Genomic DNA, 18,195 nt, shown 5'->3' with positions numbered 1-18,195 from the left:
GATATAAGATATTTTTTAAAGCTAAGGTGTCAATGAGAGTTGACAACTTAGCTCTTTTTTGTTTAAATTGGCGACTTAATTTTTTGTGTTGCACTAATATGATTCTTGTGGGGGATTTTTTTAAAAGAGTATTTACAGCAGTATTATTTGTAATCGTATTGATCGTGGGGATATACGTTCATCCTATTGGTTTAATTGCTACCTTTTTGGGCATAGCTCTTTTAGCAAATTATGAATTTTATGGTTTGGTAAAAAAAGCCAATGCGTCTCCTCAGTTAGTTACAGGTTTGATAGCCGTTGTATTATTGTTTGGTGCAGTAGCGTCGCATATTTATTGTGGGAAAACAGTTCTGTTCCAGTTGTTGATTCTCCTCACATTCCTAAGTTTTATTATTGAATTGTATCGTAAAAAGGAAAATCCTTTTGCAAATATAGCATACACTTTATTAGGCGTTATATACGTGGCATTACCTTTTGCATTGCTTATTTATCTTGCTTTTCAGAATGGTGCTGAACAATTCAGACCTGATATTATAATGGGTTTGTTTGTTATGATTTGGATCAATGACACGGGTGCCTATTTGGTTGGTGTTAATTTTGGGAAACACAGATTGTTTGAACGAATCTCTCCTAAAAAATCCTGGGAAGGAAGTATTGGTGGTGGTATTGCCACTTTATTAGCAGCCTGGGCTTGCTCGTATTTCAGTCAGGAGTTAAGCTTATTGATATGGTTGTCAGTAGGTCTTATCGTTGCTGTTATAGGTGGTTTAGGCGATTTGGTAGAATCTCTGTTTAAGAGGAGTATCAATGTTAAGGATTCGGGAACAATTTTACCTGGGCATGGTGGGATTCTCGATCGTTTTGATGCGATTTTGTTAGTGGCACCAGTAGTTTTCGTTTTCTTAGAAATTATAAAGGAATTCAGTAAGTAAACTGGATTTATTATCAAATATAAAAAAAAGCGATCGACTGATAAGTTGATCGCTTTTTTTGTGTCTTTGCTTCAGGTTACAATCCACGCATCCATTCGGGTCTTAGTTTTGCGTTGTTTGGATCATTTAGTACGCCGTTTATCCGATTTAAGAGCTCATCTTTATCTCTGCTAAGGTTACCTTTTAGAATGAGATAATTCGAGGCATGATCGCTACGAAAGACGGTGTTTTCGAGACTCAGTGTTTCTATAAACACTTTCATTTCGGCAATCAACTCAATCGTGTTTAGAGGAATAAATTCATCGTTGAATTTTTGTTTGAAATGCTCTTCGCCGTGGGGATAGCTTAAAACTAATGTTGATAAAAATTCAGGTTGAATTTCATTGACTAGTTTGGCTGAGTTGATCGCATGTTGTTCTGAGAATTTTTGCCCTCCCAAGCCATTTAATATCATAACTGATAACTTGATACCTGCCTGTCTCGCTTTTTGTAAAGCTTGGCTTGTACTCTTAAAACTTTCTCCCTTGTTGATGACTTGAAGTAATTCATCGTCGCCGGATTCAATGCCGACATAAAGTAATTTTAAACCTTTGGAGGCTAGAATTTGCAATTCTTCATCTGTTTTTGATTCAATATCACGAGGCAAGGCATAAGCAGAAACCCGATTGAGTTTTGGAAAGCAAGCATTTAGTTTATCTAACAAACGACTTAATTTATCGAAGGATAAAACCATGGCATTTCCATCGGCTAAAAAGACTTTTCGAATCTGATCGGAGTATGGTGAAAGCGATTCAATCTCGGTAAATACGTCCGTTTCAGGTCGAACCCGAAATTGTTTGCTACTGTACATTTCACAAAAAGCACATTTGTTCCAGGCACAGCCCAGACTGACTTGTAGTATTAGTGAATATGCCTCACTTGGTGGGCGAAATAAGGGTTCATCATAGTTAATCATCTTGCAAAAATATCAAATTTTGAATAGTGATTCATAAAAAATGCCTCGTTTAAAACGAGGCATTGATTAAAATCTATGAGTTGAAGATTTTATTGATGATAATTGGATAAGTATTTAAACTCTAAATCATCACATCAGCAAATCCTCATATCACACATTATCTGTGATAGCGTAACCATTTCCATATTTCTTTGTAGGAAACCTTTTTGCCATACATAAGAATACCGGTGCGGTAGATTTTTGCAGCCACCCAGGTTACAAAAATAAAGCTTGCAACCAATAGAGTCATTGATAAGAGCAACTCCCACAATGGAACGCCAAAAGGAATACGTACCAGCATGACAATTGGTGATGTCAATGGAATGATAGATCCCCAGAAAGCAATTGCACCTTCGGGATTTTTGGCAGCTGCCATACCAATGTACAAAGCAAGGATCAGTGGTAATGTTATAGGGAGCATAAATTGTTGGGTTTCTGTTTCGTTATCAACTGCTGAACCAATGGCAGCAAATAGGGCTGAGTACAATAAATAACCAGCTAGAAAGAAGAAAATAAAACCTCCAAGAATACTCATGATATATCCAAAATCGAATGTGCCAAGCACATCTTGCATCATGTTGAGTTGCGCCTGATTGATGCTTTGTCCGGCAGCTGGTAATTCACTTAATGAAGAAGCTTGCTGAATGCTTGCAGCATCAATGCCAGGTAGGAATACAGCACTACCAATAGTAATAATAGCTCCCGTTAGTATTACCCACATTAAGAACTGAGTTAAGCCAACCATGGCAACGCCCACAATTTTTCCCATCATCAATTGAAAAGGTTTTACCGATGAGATAATCACCTCGACAATACGATTACTTTTTTCTTCAATCACACCACGCATCACCTGTACGCCATACATGAAAATAAACATGTAAATGATGAAGCTCATGGCAAAACCAAGTCCCATTGCAATTTCCGTGGAGCTTTGTTTTATCTCGCCATCTTCACCAAATTTGATGGTTTTTACCGATATAGGTGTTTTCGTTGCCGCTAACTTTTGCTCCAAGTCTGGCATATTCGCTTCGGCAATTATCTTCGAGCGTTTTATTGTTTCGATGTGATTGCGAATCTGAGATCCAACCTCGGATTTGACCTCGATGGTTACTTGCTTGAATGAAAATAGTTCTGCTGTTTGTGACTCCAAAACATCTTGCGGAACCTTCAGAATCGCGTAGTATCCTTTCGTATCGAGCATCTTTTTAGCTTCTTCGAAGCTTATATTGTTTAGATATTCGAAAGTGGTGTAATCTTTAGATTCCACCGGGTTGACTAATTCTGATTCATTAATAACACCAATGGTTCTTTTTTCGGTATCGTCCTTCATCATCATCCAGATCATGAAAGCATAAATACCTGCAATTAAAATGGGCGTAAGGAAGGTTAGTAGAAGGAAGGATTTCTTTTTAACTCGTGATAAATATTCACGTTGAATAATGATTAATATCTTGTTCATTGTATTTATCTGTATGTCCGATATGATCGGAATGAAATGAATTATTTTATCTATATAAGGGAATGGAATTATTCCATGTCGAGGCTCAGATTTTTTTCATTCACAACGCGAATAAAAATATCATTCATACTTGGAATTATTTCGTTGAATGAAACAAGCTCAACATGTGGGAGGATTTGTGAAAGGAGATCATTCGAACTTGTTCCATTATTCAGTTTCAATTTTAAGGATTGAAATTCTTTTCCTGATTGATGTTCCAAAATCTCAATATCACTCGTTAGGTTTGTCTTTAATTCTTCGAGTTCACCCTTAAATGAAATGTTGTAGGTGTGTGTACGGTATTGCTTTTTGATATCCTCAAATGATCCATCCAGTATTTTTTCTGATTTATGGATTAAGGCAATATAGTCGCAAATTTCTTCTACTGAACCCATATTATGGGTTGAAAAAATAATGGTACATCCCTTATCGCGAAGTTCCAGAATTTCTTTTTTCAGAAGATTGGCATTGATGGGGTCGAAACCACTAAAGGGCTCATCGAAAATTAATAGTTTGGGTTCGTGAAGGATGGTTGTAATGAACTGAATTTTTTGAGCCATCCCTTTAGAAAGTTCTTCAACTTTTTTGTCCCACCATTCGAGGATATCGAATTTTTTGAACCAAGCCTGAAGTTTGGTTGTGGCATCTTGTTTGCTCATGCCTTTAAGTTGAGCCAAATAGATAGATTGCTCGCCAACTTTCATCTTTTTATATAAGCCACGTTCTTCGGGCAGATAACCGATGTGGTGCACATGCTCCGGTTTTAGGGGCTCACCATTAAAGAAAACCTCGCCAGAATCAGGACCCGTAATTTGATTGATAATTCGAATGAGGGTTGTTTTACCCGCACCATTAGGGCCCAATAGGCCAAAGATGCTTCCTTCAGGAACAGATATGCTCACGCCACTTAAAGCGGTGTGTCCGGCATACTGTTTTATTATGTTTTTTGCTTCGAAAAACGCCATGTTAAATATAAATTAATGGGGGTTTTTATTATTGATAGTTAGTAATTATTTCTCTGTTTATTAATTAGTGTACAAAATACCGAAAAGTTACAACTGTTTACTAGAAAATCGATATAAAGGCAAATGAAATGGATGATGTCTTTAAAAATCAAGACAAAAAAAATCCCCCAGATTGTTCTGGAGGATTCACACTTAGATATATTGTCTATTCAAAGAAGTTTCTCACTTTTTTGAAGAAGCTTTTTTCTTGTGAACTTGGATTGGGTTTGAACGATTCTGAAGCTTGAAGTTTTTCCAGTAGCTTTTGTTCGTCTTTACTTACTTTGTTAGGAACCCAAACATTTATTTTAACCAATAAATCGCCACGACCGTAACCATTGATATCGGGTAAACCTTTTCCGCGTAGGCGAAGAATTTTGCCAGGTTGTGTGCCACCATCAATTTTTACTTTGACTTTATTTTCTATCGTTGGAATTTCAACGGCTGTTCCTAAAATTGAATCCGGAACACTGATGAAAAGGTTATATAACAGATCATTTTCATCGCGGATAAGCTCCGGATGTTCTTCTTCGTGAACCAGAATTAACAAATCACCATTCACACCCCCGCGACGCGCAGCATTACCACGACCACTTACGGATAGTTGCATGCCTTCGGCAACACCTGCCGGGATATTAATTGTGATTACTTCGTCGTCCTTTACGATTCCTTCACCTGCACATGATTTACATTTGTGCGTAATGATTTTACCTTCGCCATTACAGGATGGACAAACCGCACTGGTTTGCATTTGTCCCAAGATGGTATTTTGAATACGAGTGACTTGTCCGCTACCATTACATTGTGTACAAGTAGAGTGTGAAGAACCTCCTTCAGCTCCGGATCCGTTACAATCCTTACACTCAACATGTTTCTTAACCTTGATTTTCTTTTCAACACCGTTAGCGATTTCTTGAAGAGTTAGTTTGACTTTTACTCTTAAGTTGCTTCCACGGTTGACTCGTTGCGAGCTGCGTCCGCCACCACCGAATCCACCAAAGAAAGAGCCGCCGCCGAAAATATCACCAAAATGAGAAAAGATATCTTCCATATTCATGCCGCCACCGCCGAAGCCACCTCCAGCAGCACCGCTCATACCAGCGTGTCCAAACTGATCGTAACGTTGTCGTTTTTGATCATTACTCAAAACCTCATAAGCCTCAGCAGCTTCCTTAAATTTTTCTTCAGCTTCTTTATTATCAGGGTTTTTATCTGGGTGGTATTGTATTGCTTTTTTACGGTAAGCTTTCTTTAACTCTGGACCTGTAGCATCTTTTGATACACCTAGTACTTCGTAGTAATCTCTTTTCGACATCTTAATTCAGATTTGTTTGTTTAAAATTATTCTCCAACGACTACTTTCGAAAAGCGTATCACCTTATCGTTAAGGAAATATCCTTTTTCAATACAATCAACAACCTTACCTTTTAAATCCTCACTAGGAGCAGGGATTTTAGTAATAGCCTCGTGCACATCTGTATCGAAATCAAGATTATTTGCTTCAATCTCTTTCACCCCTTGTTGGGTCATGAAATCTTTGAAGTTGGTGTATATTAGGTGAATTCCTTCTTTGATGCCATCAATATCGTTTGATTCATCTACCGATTTAAGGGCACGTTCGAAGTTATCCATTACAGGAAGAACATTTAATAAAATCTTTTCACCAGCTGATTTGGTAAGTTCCATTTTCTCCTTCAAAGTACGTTTACGGTAATTATCGAATTCTGCCGATAATCTCATGTATTTATCCGTAATTTCTTGAAGTTTTGTTCCAAGTTCCTCAATCTCGTCAGCTTTCGTCTCTTTTTTAGACTTCTTTTTATCAGTCTTTTCTTCTTTTTCAGCGACTTTCTCTTCAGTTTCAGGAGTAACTGTATCTTTTACTTCCAAATCTTCCTTGTCTAACTTGCTTTTATCTTTTGTCATTTCTGTGTTTTTCTAATGAATTACCAGTTGGCTCTGGATTTGTGATTCCTAATTTGCATTTAGTCTTTCATACGGATGACTCCGTTTTGGACTGTTGTTAAAATTACAGGCAACAGTTTACAAATAGTTTGCCAATGCCCTCGTTTCCGACAAATTGGCACAAAGATAAAACTTGTCGGTTAAGTTTACAGATTTTTGAAGAAATTAATGGCAATTTTTCATGACAAGATCTGTTTAATCAGATTGATGTCAGGACATAGCGTTTTTGCAATACAAAAAAAAGGAGCTGTTCTTTTTAGAACAACTCCTTCTGTATTTTAAAGAATTTGCAATCTATTTTTTTAAGTAATGTTGCAAAACCAATTCTAGTTTTTCGCCTCTTAAATCTTTAGCCACGATAGTGCCATTTTCGTCGATTAAGAAGTTTGAAGGAATAGAGTTAATTTGAAATTTTTGTGCCGTTGGTGAATACCATCCTTTTAGTTCACTGGCGTGATTTTCCCAGATCAATTCATCTTTTTTAATGGCGTTTTTCCAGCTAGTGATCTTTTTATCTAAAGAAAAACTAAAAACGGTAAACCCGGTTCCATTTTTAAATTCCTGGTCTCTAAATTTGTTGTATACGGATACCACCCAAGGGTTTTCGTCACGACAAGGGCCACACCACGATGCCCAAAAATCAACAAGTACCAGTTTACCTTTAAGATCACTTAGATTGATGACTTTGCCATCCGGAGATTTAGCTGATATTTCAGGGATTTTATCCCCAATATTTAAACCTTCTTTAACGTCTTTCCCCTTTTCACCAGCAAGTGTTGAAAAAGAAATAACCAGTAATGTTATGAGTATACCTAGATTTAATTTTTTCATAATAATCTGTTTTTTGTTTATGAAGATTTTATCTGTTCAAGTTCTTCATAATTTGTGTATGAATTTAAAACTAGTTAATAAACTTTATTTAGACTGTTAATAAATAGTTAATTGTCAATTCGTTTAATTTTAGCCCCTATCGCATTTAGTCTAAGGTCAATGTTTTCGTAGCCTCTGTCTATCTGATCGATATTTTGAATGGTACTTGTTCCTTCAGCTGAAAGTGCAGCAATTAACAGGGAAACTCCCGCACGTATATCGGGGGAAACCATTTTGGTTGCTCTGAGTCTGTTTTCCTGATTCAAACCAATAACGGTTGCTCTGTGCGGATCGCAAAGAATAATTTGTGCTCCCATATCAATCAGTTTATCGGTAAAGAAAAGACGGGATTCAAACATTTTCTGATGAATAAGAACACTTCCTTTGGCTTGTGTTGCCACGACAAGAATAATGCTTAAAAGGTCAGGTGTCAATCCAGGCCAAGGAGCATCAGCAATGGTTAAAATAGAACCATCCATAAAATTTTCGATGGTATAACTTTCTTGTTTGGGAATGTAGATGTCATCGCCAATAATTTCGAGTTTGATACCCAGTTTCTTAAATGTATCGGGGATAACACCCAGTTCTTTATAGGCCACATTTTTGATGGTAATTTCTGATTTTGTCATCGCAGCCAGGCCGATGAAACTACCAATCTCAATCATATCAGGAAGGATACGATGCTCACAACCCGAAAGGGATTTAACGCCTTCGACATAAAGCAGGTTGGAGCCGATACCTGTGATTTTTGCTCCCATAGAATTCAGCATCTTACATAGTTGCTGAATGTAAGGTTCACAGGCAGCATTATAAATTGTTGTTGTTCCTTCGGCAAGCACAGCAGCCATGATGATGTTGGCTGTACCAGTTACTGATGCTTCATCAAGCAGCATGTATGTCCCTTTTAATTTGGGCGCTTCAAGACGATAGAATTTATCGCCTTGTTTGTATTTAAAATCGGCTCCTAGTTTTTGAAAGCCGATAAAGTGTGTATCTAATCGACGACGCCCGATTTTATCTCCTCCAGGCTTAGGAATATAGGCTTTGCCGAAACGAGCCAGTAGCGGGCCAATTATCATGATTGAACCTCGAAGAGAAGAGCCCTTTTTTGCAAACTCATCTGAATTCAAATATTCAAGATCGATATTCTTAGCTTCGAAACAATAGGTGTTTTTTGTCTCCTGAGTTACACTGACTCCCAGTGAAGCCAACAGCTCAATGAGTCGGTTAACATCAAGTATGTTTGGGATATTATGAATTCTGATTTTTTCAGATGTTAGGAGAGTGGCGCATAGAATTTGTAAAGCCTCATTTTTTGCTCCTTGTGGGTGTAATTCCCCCTTTAGTGTTGTGCCACCAGTTATTTCGAATGTGCTCATTTAATTGATCATTAGGTTTTATAACGGAATGATTGGGTCAGTATTCAGATTGTAAATTTGATATAGAACAATTCATTAACAGATCTATTGTATTCTAAATACTCGCTTAAAGATAATGAAAAGGACCTTTAATAGTGAAGTTAAAAAACTGTAAATTCAGAAAAGATGCGTTTCAAATTTTGACACAAAAAAACCGGAAATCATCCGGTTTTTAATATGCAGTCTATATCATTAAGAATTATTTCTTCTTAGTGAATTTTCGATTATCATTTTTGTGATAACTTTTCTTTTTATTCTTGGTTTGGAAATCTTTATCGTGAGTTTCTCTCAATTTAAGATTTTCAGGAATTGTAAGTTTTCCTTTTGACAAATCAACGATGTCTTTAAAGATTTTCTCATCATTGACACCTTCCTTATTCCAATTTGCATATGATTTTTTCATATGATTGGCAATCATCATAATTAAAGCATTTTGCTCTTTCTCATCTTCAATTTCGATCGCTTTTTTCACCATAGATTCAATGATCTTACCATAGTGGCGGAATCTGATTCTATGATTATTGTATGGAAGGACTTCAGGCTTTTCGGCCAATTTTTCTTTTGTAGGTAATTCGTAGGGCGAATCGATGTCGAATTTGAAATCAGTCATGATTGCGAGATGATCCCAAAGTTTGTGTCTGAAATCACTAACATCTCTAAGGTGAGGGTACATGTTACCCATGATAGAAATGATCGTTTTTGCAGCCTTATTTCTTTCGTCTCTATCCTCAATTTTCATGGCAAAGTCCACCATCATCTGAACGTTTCTGCCATATTCAGGGAGTAATAATTTTTCCCTATTCGAATTATAATCCATTTAATCTCTTGTTGTGTTTTAACTGTGATGTGTTGTATTCAGTTATCACTTATTTTGTGGGAAAACTTGTTGATGTTTTTTCAACAAGTCTAAACTTTAATAATCACCTTGAAATATTATCGATTTCCAGACGTGTTTTGAAGTACACAATATTACTAAAAAAAACGAAAAGATCAGTTAATATTTGAGTTCTGAGTCATTATTATCTTAAGTTGAAGTTATTGTCGATAATGAAATGGTAACCGCTATGGTGAGTTTATTCACGGAATTACTTAGAACTCAATGCAAATGTACAGCATTTCTTCTTTCAAAGCAAATGGAACGTGCGTTAGAACATCTATTTAGGTATTTCCGGACTTAAATTAAACGATTTTTAATTTGGCAAACTTTAATAGCAATTGTTTCTGCCCCACATTTTGGAAGAATACGGTTGCCTTAATATTGGGAGATTCACCTTCTAAATGGAGTACTTTCCCCTTGCCAAAGCGTTGATGCTCTATTTGCATACCAGCTTGAATTGTACTGGCATCTGATGCTTCAAACTTACCATTGGATTCAGTATGGTTGGCTGTTCTGATTCTTGGTGCCGTTTGTGATAGTTTAGGTCGCATTTCGGGCTTTTTCTTTTGTTGAAAGCGCGTTCTGTTCTCCATCCGCTCGTGACTGCTATCGCTTTCGGATATTCTTGTACCGAATCCTGAAAATTCAGGTTCTTGTTCGTAAGCAAAATCGACATACTGCGGATCAATCTCTTTTATAAAACGACTTGGACGAGGGTAACTCATATCTCCCCATTTGTAGCGAGCTTTGGCAAAAGACAAAGATACCCTGTCTTGAGCTCGGGTTAGAGCCACATAAAACAAACGTCTTTCTTCTTCCAATTCATGAGGTGAGGTTGTTGATAATTTTGAAGGGAATAATTCTTCTTCCATTCCTACCACGTACAGATAAGGAAACTCAAGACCCTTTGATGAGTGAATGGTCATCATAGTTACTTTATTTCGATCTTCATCTTTTTCATTGTCATGATCGGTCAGTAAGGCTACATCTTCTAAATAATTAGCCAGTTTATTTTCGCGATCTTCTTCCAAAGCAATTTGTGTGAAATCCTGAATTGCATTGAGTAGTTCCTGAATATTTTCATGACGGGAAACGCCTTCAGGTGATCTGTCGTTATAGAGTTCTTTAATAATTCCGGTTTCGGAAGAAACCCGGCTTGCCAATTCAAAAGCTGTCTCGTGTTCAATCTTCATAGCAAAGCCATTAATCAAGTTCGCGAATTTCATCAGCTTACTGATTGTTCCGGCATTTAAACCATAAGGGCGTTCATTTAAACCACAAATGATATTCCACATACTTTGTCCAGTGCTGGCCGCGGCTTCCTGAAGTTTTCCAATGGTTGTTGCTCCAATACCTCTTTTAGGATAATTAATCACACGTTTAATCGCCTCTTCGTCATTCGGATTCACCGCCATCCTGAAATACGAGAGTAAGTCTTTAATTTCTTTGCGTTGATAAAAAGACAGGCCACCATAAATTTTGTAAGGCATATTCATCTTTCTCAGCGACTCCTCAAAAATTCTGGATTGGGCATTGGTTCTGTACAGAATGGCAAAATCTTCAAACTTCAGGCGATTTCGCATCTTTGTTTCAAAAATATCATTGGCAATCATATAACCTTCCTCGTGGTCAGTCATCGCCTTGATAACTTTTATATTTTCACCGCCCTCTTTTTCAGAAAAGGATTCTTTCTGGATTTGTCCCTTATTTTTTTTGATGACAGAATTGGCCGCATTTACAATAACCTTTGTTGAACGATAGTTTTGTTCAAGCTTGAAGAGCTGATAACTGGGATAATCGTTTCTGAAATTAAGGATATTCTCGATTTTAGCACCCCGAAAAGAATAAATACTTTGGGCATCATCTCCAACCACACTGACGTTTTTATGTTGTTCAGCCAATCTTTTTACAATTAGATATTGTGAATAGTTGGTATCCTGATACTCATCAACTAAGATGTATTTAAATTTTGCCTGATATTTTGCCAACACATCTGGTGAATTTTTAAATAGGATGTTGGTTTGCAAAAGCAAGTCATCAAAATCCATGGCATTGGCCTGACGGCAACGGTGACTGTATCGCTTATATATTTCAGCCGTTAATGGTCTGCGATTTGCGGCATCGATTTCCTGTGCGGCAGAATTTTGTGCATAGGCCATTGCTGTAACCAGATTGTTTTTTGCCGACGAAATTCGGTTTAAAACATCATTGGCCTTGTAAACCTTATCATCCAGTTTCATTTCTTTAATGATACTACGAAGTAGGTTTTTGGAGTCTTGTGTATCGTAAATAGTGAAGTTCGAATCGAACCCCAAATACTCAGCTTCGTAACGAAGTATTTTCGCAAAGGTGGAGTGGAATGTCCCCATCCAAAGACTTTGTGCTTGTTCAGATCCAACAATATGTCCAATACGCTCTTTCATTTCCCGAGCGGCTTTGTTGGTAAAGGTCAGAGCCAATATGGTATACGGGCGCACGCCCTTATTCAAAAGGTGAGCAATTCGGTAGGTTAATACACGAGTTTTTCCTGAACCAGCACCCGCAATAACCAGCGATGGGCCTTCCGTTTTTTCAACCGCTTCACGTTGTACCGGGTTTAGGTCATTTAAATAATCCATATGCTCTTTTACTCTAATTTTCGATTCTAAAAATACTAGCCCAAAAGTACAAATTGCAAATTGAGTCACACAAATATTTGAGCAAATATCTCTTTTCAATTTATAAATCCGCTTATAAGTATTATAAATGCGACATTATTTTTTTAATATTGTAAATCAAGCTTTATCAAAAATAAATAAAAAGATATGCAAACTAAAGGTTTCTCGAATTCATTGAAATACCGATTGTTATTTGGACTATTATGCGGATTGATTTTATGTTCTACCGATTTATTGGCTCAGATTTCGTCACCAAGTGCGAGTTATAGTTCAACAACCGAATATACCAGTGGTACACAAGATGATATTTTTGTGTTTAGTGATGAATTTGCTTCAAGTGTGGGTGAGTTGAAGGCTGTTTCGCCAGATGGAATTTCTGGTTGGGATTTTACCTGGACTAAATGGAATAGTGCAAGTACATCTTTCGAGGCTCCATTTCATATTGAAAATGGTGTTTCTGAATCGCAGGTGAATGATTTGGAAGATGGTTTGTATCATGTGACGATTGAAAAAGATGCTGTTGTGAGAGAATATCAGGCTTGGGTCATTAATCATTTGAAAGGCACCAATCAACCCAATTTCACAAAAACGGATATGGATTGTGTTGGCGTTCATTTTTCATCATCCTATTCAGCAACAAAATATCAATATTCAGATTTTCCATCTTCGAATCCACTTGATCTTTCAACGAAATTGGTTTTTTCGTTTCAACGAAATGGAATCGAGATTCAACGTCCTACTTTTGCAATTTACGATGGAACGACTAAAAGTTTTATTGATGATAGTGCTTTTGAGGGTGAAGACGATTTTACAATGACCGTGATTGATGAATGTGGTTTTGAGTATACTTCATCGGCAATTAAGTCAAAAACCTATGCGGTTGATGCTAATTTTACATTTACACCAGCTTTGGGTGAAGCACCATTAAATGTGAATTTCGAGATCAAAAATTTAAATGATAGGGCAGAATATGAATGGTACTACTATCAGGATACAACCCGAATCGATGGTCCAGTACCTACTCAGGATAGTTTGTTGACAGATATCAAAACGGGAATAAGTGAAACTTACACCTATCTTCATCCGGGAGAATATTTTGTGAAATTGATTGCAAGGAATAATGATGATTCAATGAATTGTGTGGATGTGTTTACGTCAAGCAATATTGTTGTTGAGGGGTCTATTTTCGAGGTTCCTAATGTTTTTACTCCTAATGGTGATGGGGCCAATGAAGTATTTCGTTTGAGGTTGTATTCCGTGAAATCTTATTCAGCCAAGATATTTAACAGATGGGGGCGACTTGTTTATGAATTTCAAGAATCAGATGTTTCACCTGGTTTAACGAATAGATTAAGTAGTAAAGGATGGAATGGGAAGATTAATGGGAAGTTGGCTACACCAGGGACTTACTTTTATGTGATAGAAGCAGAAGGTCGTGAAGAGAACGGCAAGCATTATACCAAAAGAGGAGCTTTGACCCTATTACACGATAAATAGCAAACCGATTAACGTTTGAAGGCATAATTAAAGCCGATAGACTCATTTGAATCTATCGGCTTTCTTAGTTATTTGATTAGGCTTCGGCGACCTCTTCTTCGTAAGCAGCTAATAGTTCTTGTTGAACATCATTAGGTACTTTTTCGTACTCAGCAAATTTCATTGAGAATTGAGCTCGTCCACCAGTAAGAGAACTTAAGGATGTTGAATAACGGTCCATTTCTTTAAGTGGAACCTTAGCTATAATTTTCTGGAATCCTTTTTCAGCTTCCATTCCCATAATCATAGCTCGGCGAGTTTGTAGGTCACTCATGACATCACCCATTCTATCCTCTGGAACCAAAATCTCGATATTATAAATGGGTTCAAGAATTTTTGGCGCTGCATTTTTAAAGGCTTGACTAAAGGCATGGCGCCCTGCAAGTCGGAACGAAATTTCATTCGAATCCACCGCATGCATTTTACCATCGTAAACAGATACCCGAATATCACGGGCATAGGAACCTGTCAATGGGCCTTCATCCATCTTTTCCATAATTCCTTTCATGATAGCAGGAAGGAAACGCGTGTCGATGACACCACCAACGATACAGTTACAGAAAACCAACTTACCTCCCCATGGAAGGTCTACGATTTCTGTACCTCTTAAATTGACTTTAAATTCTTTTCCATCAACTTTAAACGAAGTTGGGTCAGGAATGCCTTCGTAGTAGGGTTCTATAATCATATGAACCTCTCCAAACTGACCGGAGCCTCCAGATTGTTTCTTATGACGATAATCTGCGGCAGCTTGTTTGGTTATGGTTTCGCGATAGGGGATTTTAGGCGATTTAAATTCGATTTCCATTTTATCGTTATGTTTCAATCTCCATTTTAATGTATTTAAATGGAATTCGCCCTGACCATGAAGTATGATTTGTTTTAGTTCTTTCGAGTATTCAATCAATATGGTTGGATCTTCTTCGTGCATGCGATGAAGCAATTCACCCAAACGCTCATCGTCAGATTCATCCAATGCGTTGACAGCTGTTCTGTATTTGGGTTCAGGAAATTCAATATCCTTATATACAAAGTCGCAATCCTTACAATTTAAGGTATGGTTGTTTTTGGTATTCTTTAACTTTACTGTAGCACCAATATCACCAGCAACCAATTCATTTACTTTTTCGCGATTTCGACCAGCTACAACATATAGTTGTGAAAGGCGTTCTTTAGTGCCGTTGTTAATATTTGTTAGGTCATCGCCCTCTTTAATCTTTCCGGAAATAACTTTAAAATAGTTGACCTCGCCAATATGAGGTTCAATGGATGTTTTAAACACAAATAAAGACGTTGGAGCATTGGAATCGCATTTTGCTTCACGTCCGCTTACGGTTGGTATAGCAGGCATCTCAGTCACATATGGCACAATATTGCCGATGAATTCCATTAGACGTCTAACGCCCATATCCTTTTTAGCAGAAACACAGAAAACAGGATAAAGATCGCAGGCAATCATTCCTTTTTTCATTCCTTCTCTCATCTCGTCCTCAGTCAAACTCCCTTTTTCGAAATAAAGCTCCATTAATGCCTCGTCGTTTTCAGCAGCTGCTTCAACCAATTCGTTATGTAGTTCGTTGGCTTTATCAATCTCCGAATCAGGAATGTCCAAAATTTCAGGTTTCCCACCATCAGGGCCCCATTGATACATTTTCATTTTCAATACATCAACCACTGCATCGAAACCAAGACCTGCATTTACGGGGTACTGAACAATAGCGACTTTGTTTCCAAAGCTAACTTTTGCCGATTCAATACATTGATCAAAATTAGCTTTCTCGTGATCAAGATGGTTTACGACAAAAATTAAAGGTGTATTTCGCTTTGTAGCTCTACGACCAAGGATTTCAGTTCCAACTTCAACACCATGTTGCGCATTGATAAGCATCAAACCCGTATCAACAACATTTAAGGCAGATATAACACCTCCTGAAAAATCGTCGGCACCCGGCGTGTCGATGAAATTGATTTTCTTTCCTAACCATTCTGTGTATAAGATGGTAGAAAAAACAGAACTTCCATGTTCATGCTCTACGGGATTATAATCAGAAACGGTGTTATTGTCATCCACGTTTCCGCGTCTACTAATAACACCGCCTTCGAATAACATTGCTTCGGCAAGGGTTGTCTTGCCCGAGCCGGCATTGCCAATGAGAGCGATGTTTTTAATTTCATTAGATTGATAAACTTTCATACTCGAAATTTTTATTGGGTTAAAAAATATTTCGATCAGCAAACTAGGGTTAATTTGCCTTTCTGAACTTATGGGTCTACCAATTTAGCGAACATTTCTTTTAATTCCAATAGCTGATGATGAGATGTTTAGTTTGTCTTTTGATTGTTGCTCGAAGAGATCTAAGCTTCGTCTTGTCACGAATGATTCCAATCAAAATAGGATTTGTAATTTGTTTTTATTCTAAGTTATTTTTTCAGAGCGGATCGTATTTCCTCGATTAGATCGTTTCTTTTTAGGTCGAAGGTTTTACTTTCGATTTCTGCTCGATTTAGAGTTTCTAATGCTTTTTGAAATAAGTTTCGTGCAACATCAGTATAGCCTAGTTCTAGATTTATTTCAGCTTCTTCTTTCAGTAGATTGCCATACAGATCAAGTTTTATGGCATTGGTTTCACTTTCAATATGTATTGAGTCAAAGTGTTCTGTGTAACATTCATTCAATGTCTCCAAAGCCTGTGAATATTCACCGTCTTCTTTAAAACCGATCATTTTAGCAACCGCTTTTCCTGCTGCTTCGATCAGTTGAAGAATGTAATCTTTGTTTTGTATCATATATTGATCTGAATTTTGTAAATCTTAAAAGTAGATTTATTTTAATGATTCTGAAAATATCATGTGGCTTCTTGTTTCAAATTAAAAAGGGCAAAAATCAAATTTATTGATTTTCACCCCTTTTTAGATCCGATGGTTTTAATTGTAATTAAAATTTATTTAATTGACAGCTTTGTAAGCATCGATATTACCGTAGCCATAGTTTGCATCTCTATTGGGATAAAGCTCGGCAGCCTGCTTAAGTTTTTCCAGGATTTGTGCTCTTGTATAGTTGGGGTATTTCTCCCATACCAAAGCTGCAATACCAGCTGTCATAGATGTTGCAATTGACGAACCTCCAATATATTGAATCTCGCCTTTGTTGAAACCTGTTGTTGGTGATGTTCTTGTTTTGTCATCATATCGTTCCATGATGACAGTAAAATCGACTTCTGCCCCATAATGGTTGAAAGCACCATGTTGATAGTTCGATGCATCGGTCACACCAGTAATAGCAACCGTTTCATTCATGTTTGCAGGGAAAATAACTCCTGCCCAGGTTGTATATTCCAAAGAGGTGCCTGCTGCTGCAAAAATCAATTTATCTTTTGAATAAGCATATTTAATTGCATCCTCAATTTTTCCAATTGTAAAATAGTGCCCAATAGACATTGAAATGATTTTAACATCGGGTCGGTTGGCTAGTGCTATGAGTGCTTCGGCGACGCCAGCTTGTTCGTGGTAATCATCGAGGAAAACATCAGAGGTTGCTCGGTAGACAATCAGGTTGCAATTATAGGCGACACCCACTGGCATACCCTGATCATTTCTGGGGCTGGCAATATTGGCTGACATGGATGTGCCATGGCTGCATTTATCGTTTACACCATCGTAATTGTTAGACCAGATATTCCAGGAATCAATATAGGTCCCGAATTTCTCAATGGTTCTGCCCGAAGAATAACCGTTATTGAAACTGTTGCCCAATAAGGGTTGATTCTCTGAAACGCCTGTGTCAATGACTGCAACTGTTACTCCTTTGCCGGTACTGGTTTCCCAAGCCGCTGGAATATTATTAATACTATAAGCCCATGATACATAACAGTTGGGCGCGATAAGTTGGTAGTCATCGGGGTTAATGGTTTCTCCGGTTTGTCCGCAACCACTAGAACTTTTCATTTTATTCTCAGGAAAGTAACTATAACCTGCTGGTTCAATATACCTCACATCAGGTTTATTTCTTAAGCTGCTTATCATCTCCAAACTTGATGTTTTTACATCTATTACATTGAGGGTTTTATTTTCGAGGATAAGGGTCTTTTGCCCTTTTTTTAATCTTCGGGTGTATTCTGCCGAGTTTGATATCTGTGTAATGATATCTGCTTTGGATAGATGCGTCTTGTCTTCAGGACTGATATCAAAAGCTTTATTGCCATAACCGATGCTAACAATGCTATCGCTGTTTAGTACCGCACTCCACAACATCAGATCACTTACTTCTGACCAATTAAAACTTCCTTTTTCTTTAAGGATACGACTGATCTCATTATCAATTTTAGATTTACTTAAAGGCGTTTGTTTCTTTTGATCTGTTTTAATATCGTTTATTTCCTCTTTTGTGCACGAGCATATCAATATGGCAAAGCCTAAGAGTAATAAGAAATTTAGTTTTTTCATA

At 37.3% G+C, this 18,195-nt stretch carries 14 protein-coding genes; 2 read left to right on the top strand and 12 right to left on the bottom strand.

Annotated elements, in window-relative coordinates:
• Nucleotides 1-107: 107 nt before the first annotated feature.
• Nucleotides 108-932, top strand: coding sequence for a phosphatidate cytidylyltransferase (locus EV201_RS08375; RefSeq protein WP_165389622.1), 825 nt, complete (start codon nucleotides 108-110; stop codon nucleotides 930-932).
• A gap of 76 nt (nucleotides 933-1,008) precedes the next feature.
• Here EV201_RS08375 and EV201_RS08370 read toward each other — a convergent pair whose 3' ends face one another.
• The 9 genes from EV201_RS08370 to EV201_RS08330 all read right to left on the bottom strand — a co-directional run bounded on the left by EV201_RS08370 (nucleotide 1,009) and on the right by EV201_RS08330 (nucleotide 12,176).
• Nucleotides 1,009-1,887, bottom strand: a complete 879-nt coding sequence (locus tag EV201_RS08370) for a radical SAM protein (RefSeq protein ID WP_130307137.1) — start codon at nucleotides 1,885-1,887, stop codon at nucleotides 1,009-1,011.
• Nucleotides 1,888-2,044: 157 nt separating this feature from the next.
• Complete coding sequence (locus tag EV201_RS08365) at nucleotides 2,045-3,385, bottom strand: ABC transporter permease (protein ID WP_130307136.1); 1,341 nt, start codon at nucleotides 3,383-3,385, stop codon at nucleotides 2,045-2,047.
• Nucleotides 3,386-3,453: 68 nt separating this feature from the next.
• On the bottom strand, nucleotides 3,454-4,389 hold the full coding sequence (locus EV201_RS08360) for an ABC transporter ATP-binding protein (RefSeq protein WP_130307135.1): 936 nt from the start codon (nucleotides 4,387-4,389) through the stop codon (nucleotides 3,454-3,456).
• Between the two features lie 205 nt (nucleotides 4,390-4,594).
• Nucleotides 4,595-5,743 carry a molecular chaperone DnaJ gene (gene dnaJ, locus EV201_RS08355; protein WP_130307134.1) on the bottom strand — a complete coding sequence of 383 codons (1,149 nt, stop codon included), beginning with the start codon at nucleotides 5,741-5,743 and terminating at the stop codon, nucleotides 4,595-4,597.
• Nucleotides 5,744-5,769: 26 nt separating this feature from the next.
• Nucleotides 5,770-6,354 carry a nucleotide exchange factor GrpE gene (locus EV201_RS08350; RefSeq protein WP_130307133.1) on the bottom strand — a complete coding sequence of 195 codons (585 nt, stop codon included), beginning with the start codon at nucleotides 6,352-6,354 and terminating at the stop codon, nucleotides 5,770-5,772.
• 333 nt (nucleotides 6,355-6,687) lie between these two features.
• Complete coding sequence (locus EV201_RS08345) at nucleotides 6,688-7,224, bottom strand: TlpA family protein disulfide reductase (RefSeq protein ID WP_130307132.1); 537 nt, start codon at nucleotides 7,222-7,224, stop codon at nucleotides 6,688-6,690.
• Nucleotides 7,225-7,331: 107 nt separating this feature from the next.
• Nucleotides 7,332-8,642, bottom strand: coding sequence for a UDP-N-acetylglucosamine 1-carboxyvinyltransferase (gene murA / locus EV201_RS08340; RefSeq protein WP_130307131.1), 1,311 nt, complete (start codon nucleotides 8,640-8,642; stop codon nucleotides 7,332-7,334).
• Nucleotides 8,643-8,880: 238 nt separating this feature from the next.
• The gene (locus EV201_RS08335; RefSeq protein WP_130307130.1) at nucleotides 8,881-9,498 is read right to left on the bottom strand and encodes a DUF4290 domain-containing protein; all 618 of its coding nucleotides are present in this window, start codon (nucleotides 9,496-9,498) and stop codon (nucleotides 8,881-8,883) included.
• Between the two features lie 362 nt (nucleotides 9,499-9,860).
• Nucleotides 9,861-12,176 carry an ATP-dependent helicase gene (locus EV201_RS08330; protein ID WP_130307129.1) on the bottom strand — a complete coding sequence of 772 codons (2,316 nt, stop codon included), beginning with the start codon at nucleotides 12,174-12,176 and terminating at the stop codon, nucleotides 9,861-9,863.
• Nucleotides 12,177-12,362: 186 nt separating this feature from the next.
• Between EV201_RS08330 and EV201_RS08325 the strand changes: the two genes are divergently transcribed.
• Nucleotides 12,363-13,712 carry a T9SS type B sorting domain-containing protein gene (locus tag EV201_RS08325; RefSeq protein ID WP_130307128.1) on the top strand — a complete coding sequence of 450 codons (1,350 nt, stop codon included), beginning with the start codon at nucleotides 12,363-12,365 and terminating at the stop codon, nucleotides 13,710-13,712.
• A gap of 76 nt (nucleotides 13,713-13,788) precedes the next feature.
• Here the strand turns inward: EV201_RS08325 and EV201_RS08320 are convergent, their stop codons facing one another.
• The 3 genes from EV201_RS08320 to EV201_RS08310 form a co-directional block, all read right to left on the bottom strand.
• Nucleotides 13,789-15,945: an elongation factor G gene (locus EV201_RS08320; RefSeq protein ID WP_130307127.1), complete on the bottom strand. Its 2,157-nt coding sequence runs from the start codon at nucleotides 15,943-15,945 to the stop codon at nucleotides 13,789-13,791.
• Between the two features lie 227 nt (nucleotides 15,946-16,172).
• Nucleotides 16,173-16,538, bottom strand: a complete 366-nt coding sequence (locus EV201_RS08315; RefSeq protein ID WP_130307126.1) for a hypothetical protein — start codon at nucleotides 16,536-16,538, stop codon at nucleotides 16,173-16,175.
• A gap of 159 nt (nucleotides 16,539-16,697) precedes the next feature.
• Nucleotides 16,698-18,194: a S8 family peptidase gene (locus EV201_RS08310; RefSeq protein ID WP_130307125.1), complete on the bottom strand. Its 1,497-nt coding sequence runs from the start codon at nucleotides 18,192-18,194 to the stop codon at nucleotides 16,698-16,700.
• Between the last annotated feature and the right edge of the window lies 1 nt (nucleotide 18,195).

Source organism: Ancylomarina subtilis, from assembly GCF_004217115.1.
Lineage (GTDB): Bacteria > Bacteroidota > Bacteroidia > Bacteroidales > Marinifilaceae > Ancylomarina > Ancylomarina subtilis.
Note: the sequence above shows the minus strand (reverse complement) of the source record. Positions and strands in the feature narration are given on the sequence as shown.

Coding starts and splice junctions, on each gene's coding strand:
- EV201_RS08365 (WP_130307136.1), bottom strand. CDS start 3,385: ATGAACAAGATATTAATCATTATTCAACGTGAATATTTATCACGAGTT.
- EV201_RS08325 (WP_130307128.1), top strand. CDS start 12,363: ATGCAAACTAAAGGTTTCTCGAATTCATTGAAATACCGATTGTTATTT.
- murA (WP_130307131.1), bottom strand. CDS start 8,642: ATGAGCACATTCGAAATAACTGGTGGCACAACACTAAAGGGGGAATTA.
- EV201_RS08360 (WP_130307135.1), bottom strand. CDS start 4,389: ATGGCGTTTTTCGAAGCAAAAAACATAATAAAACAGTATGCCGGACAC.
- EV201_RS08320 (WP_130307127.1), bottom strand. CDS start 15,945: ATGAAAGTTTATCAATCTAATGAAATTAAAAACATCGCTCTCATTGGC.
- EV201_RS08345 (WP_130307132.1), bottom strand. CDS start 7,224: ATGAAAAAATTAAATCTAGGTATACTCATAACATTACTGGTTATTTCT.
- EV201_RS08315 (WP_130307126.1), bottom strand. CDS start 16,538: ATGATACAAAACAAAGATTACATTCTTCAACTGATCGAAGCAGCAGGA.
- dnaJ (WP_130307134.1), bottom strand. CDS start 5,743: ATGTCGAAAAGAGATTACTACGAAGTACTAGGTGTATCAAAAGATGCT.
- EV201_RS08310 (WP_130307125.1), bottom strand. CDS start 18,194: ATGAAAAAACTAAATTTCTTATTACTCTTAGGCTTTGCCATATTGATA.
- EV201_RS08370 (WP_130307137.1), bottom strand. CDS start 1,887: ATGATTAACTATGATGAACCCTTATTTCGCCCACCAAGTGAGGCATAT.
- EV201_RS08330 (WP_130307129.1), bottom strand. CDS start 12,176: ATGGATTATTTAAATGACCTAAACCCGGTACAACGTGAAGCGGTTGAA.
- EV201_RS08350 (WP_130307133.1), bottom strand. CDS start 6,354: ATGACAAAAGATAAAAGCAAGTTAGACAAGGAAGATTTGGAAGTAAAA.
- EV201_RS08335 (WP_130307130.1), bottom strand. CDS start 9,498: ATGGATTATAATTCGAATAGGGAAAAATTATTACTCCCTGAATATGGC.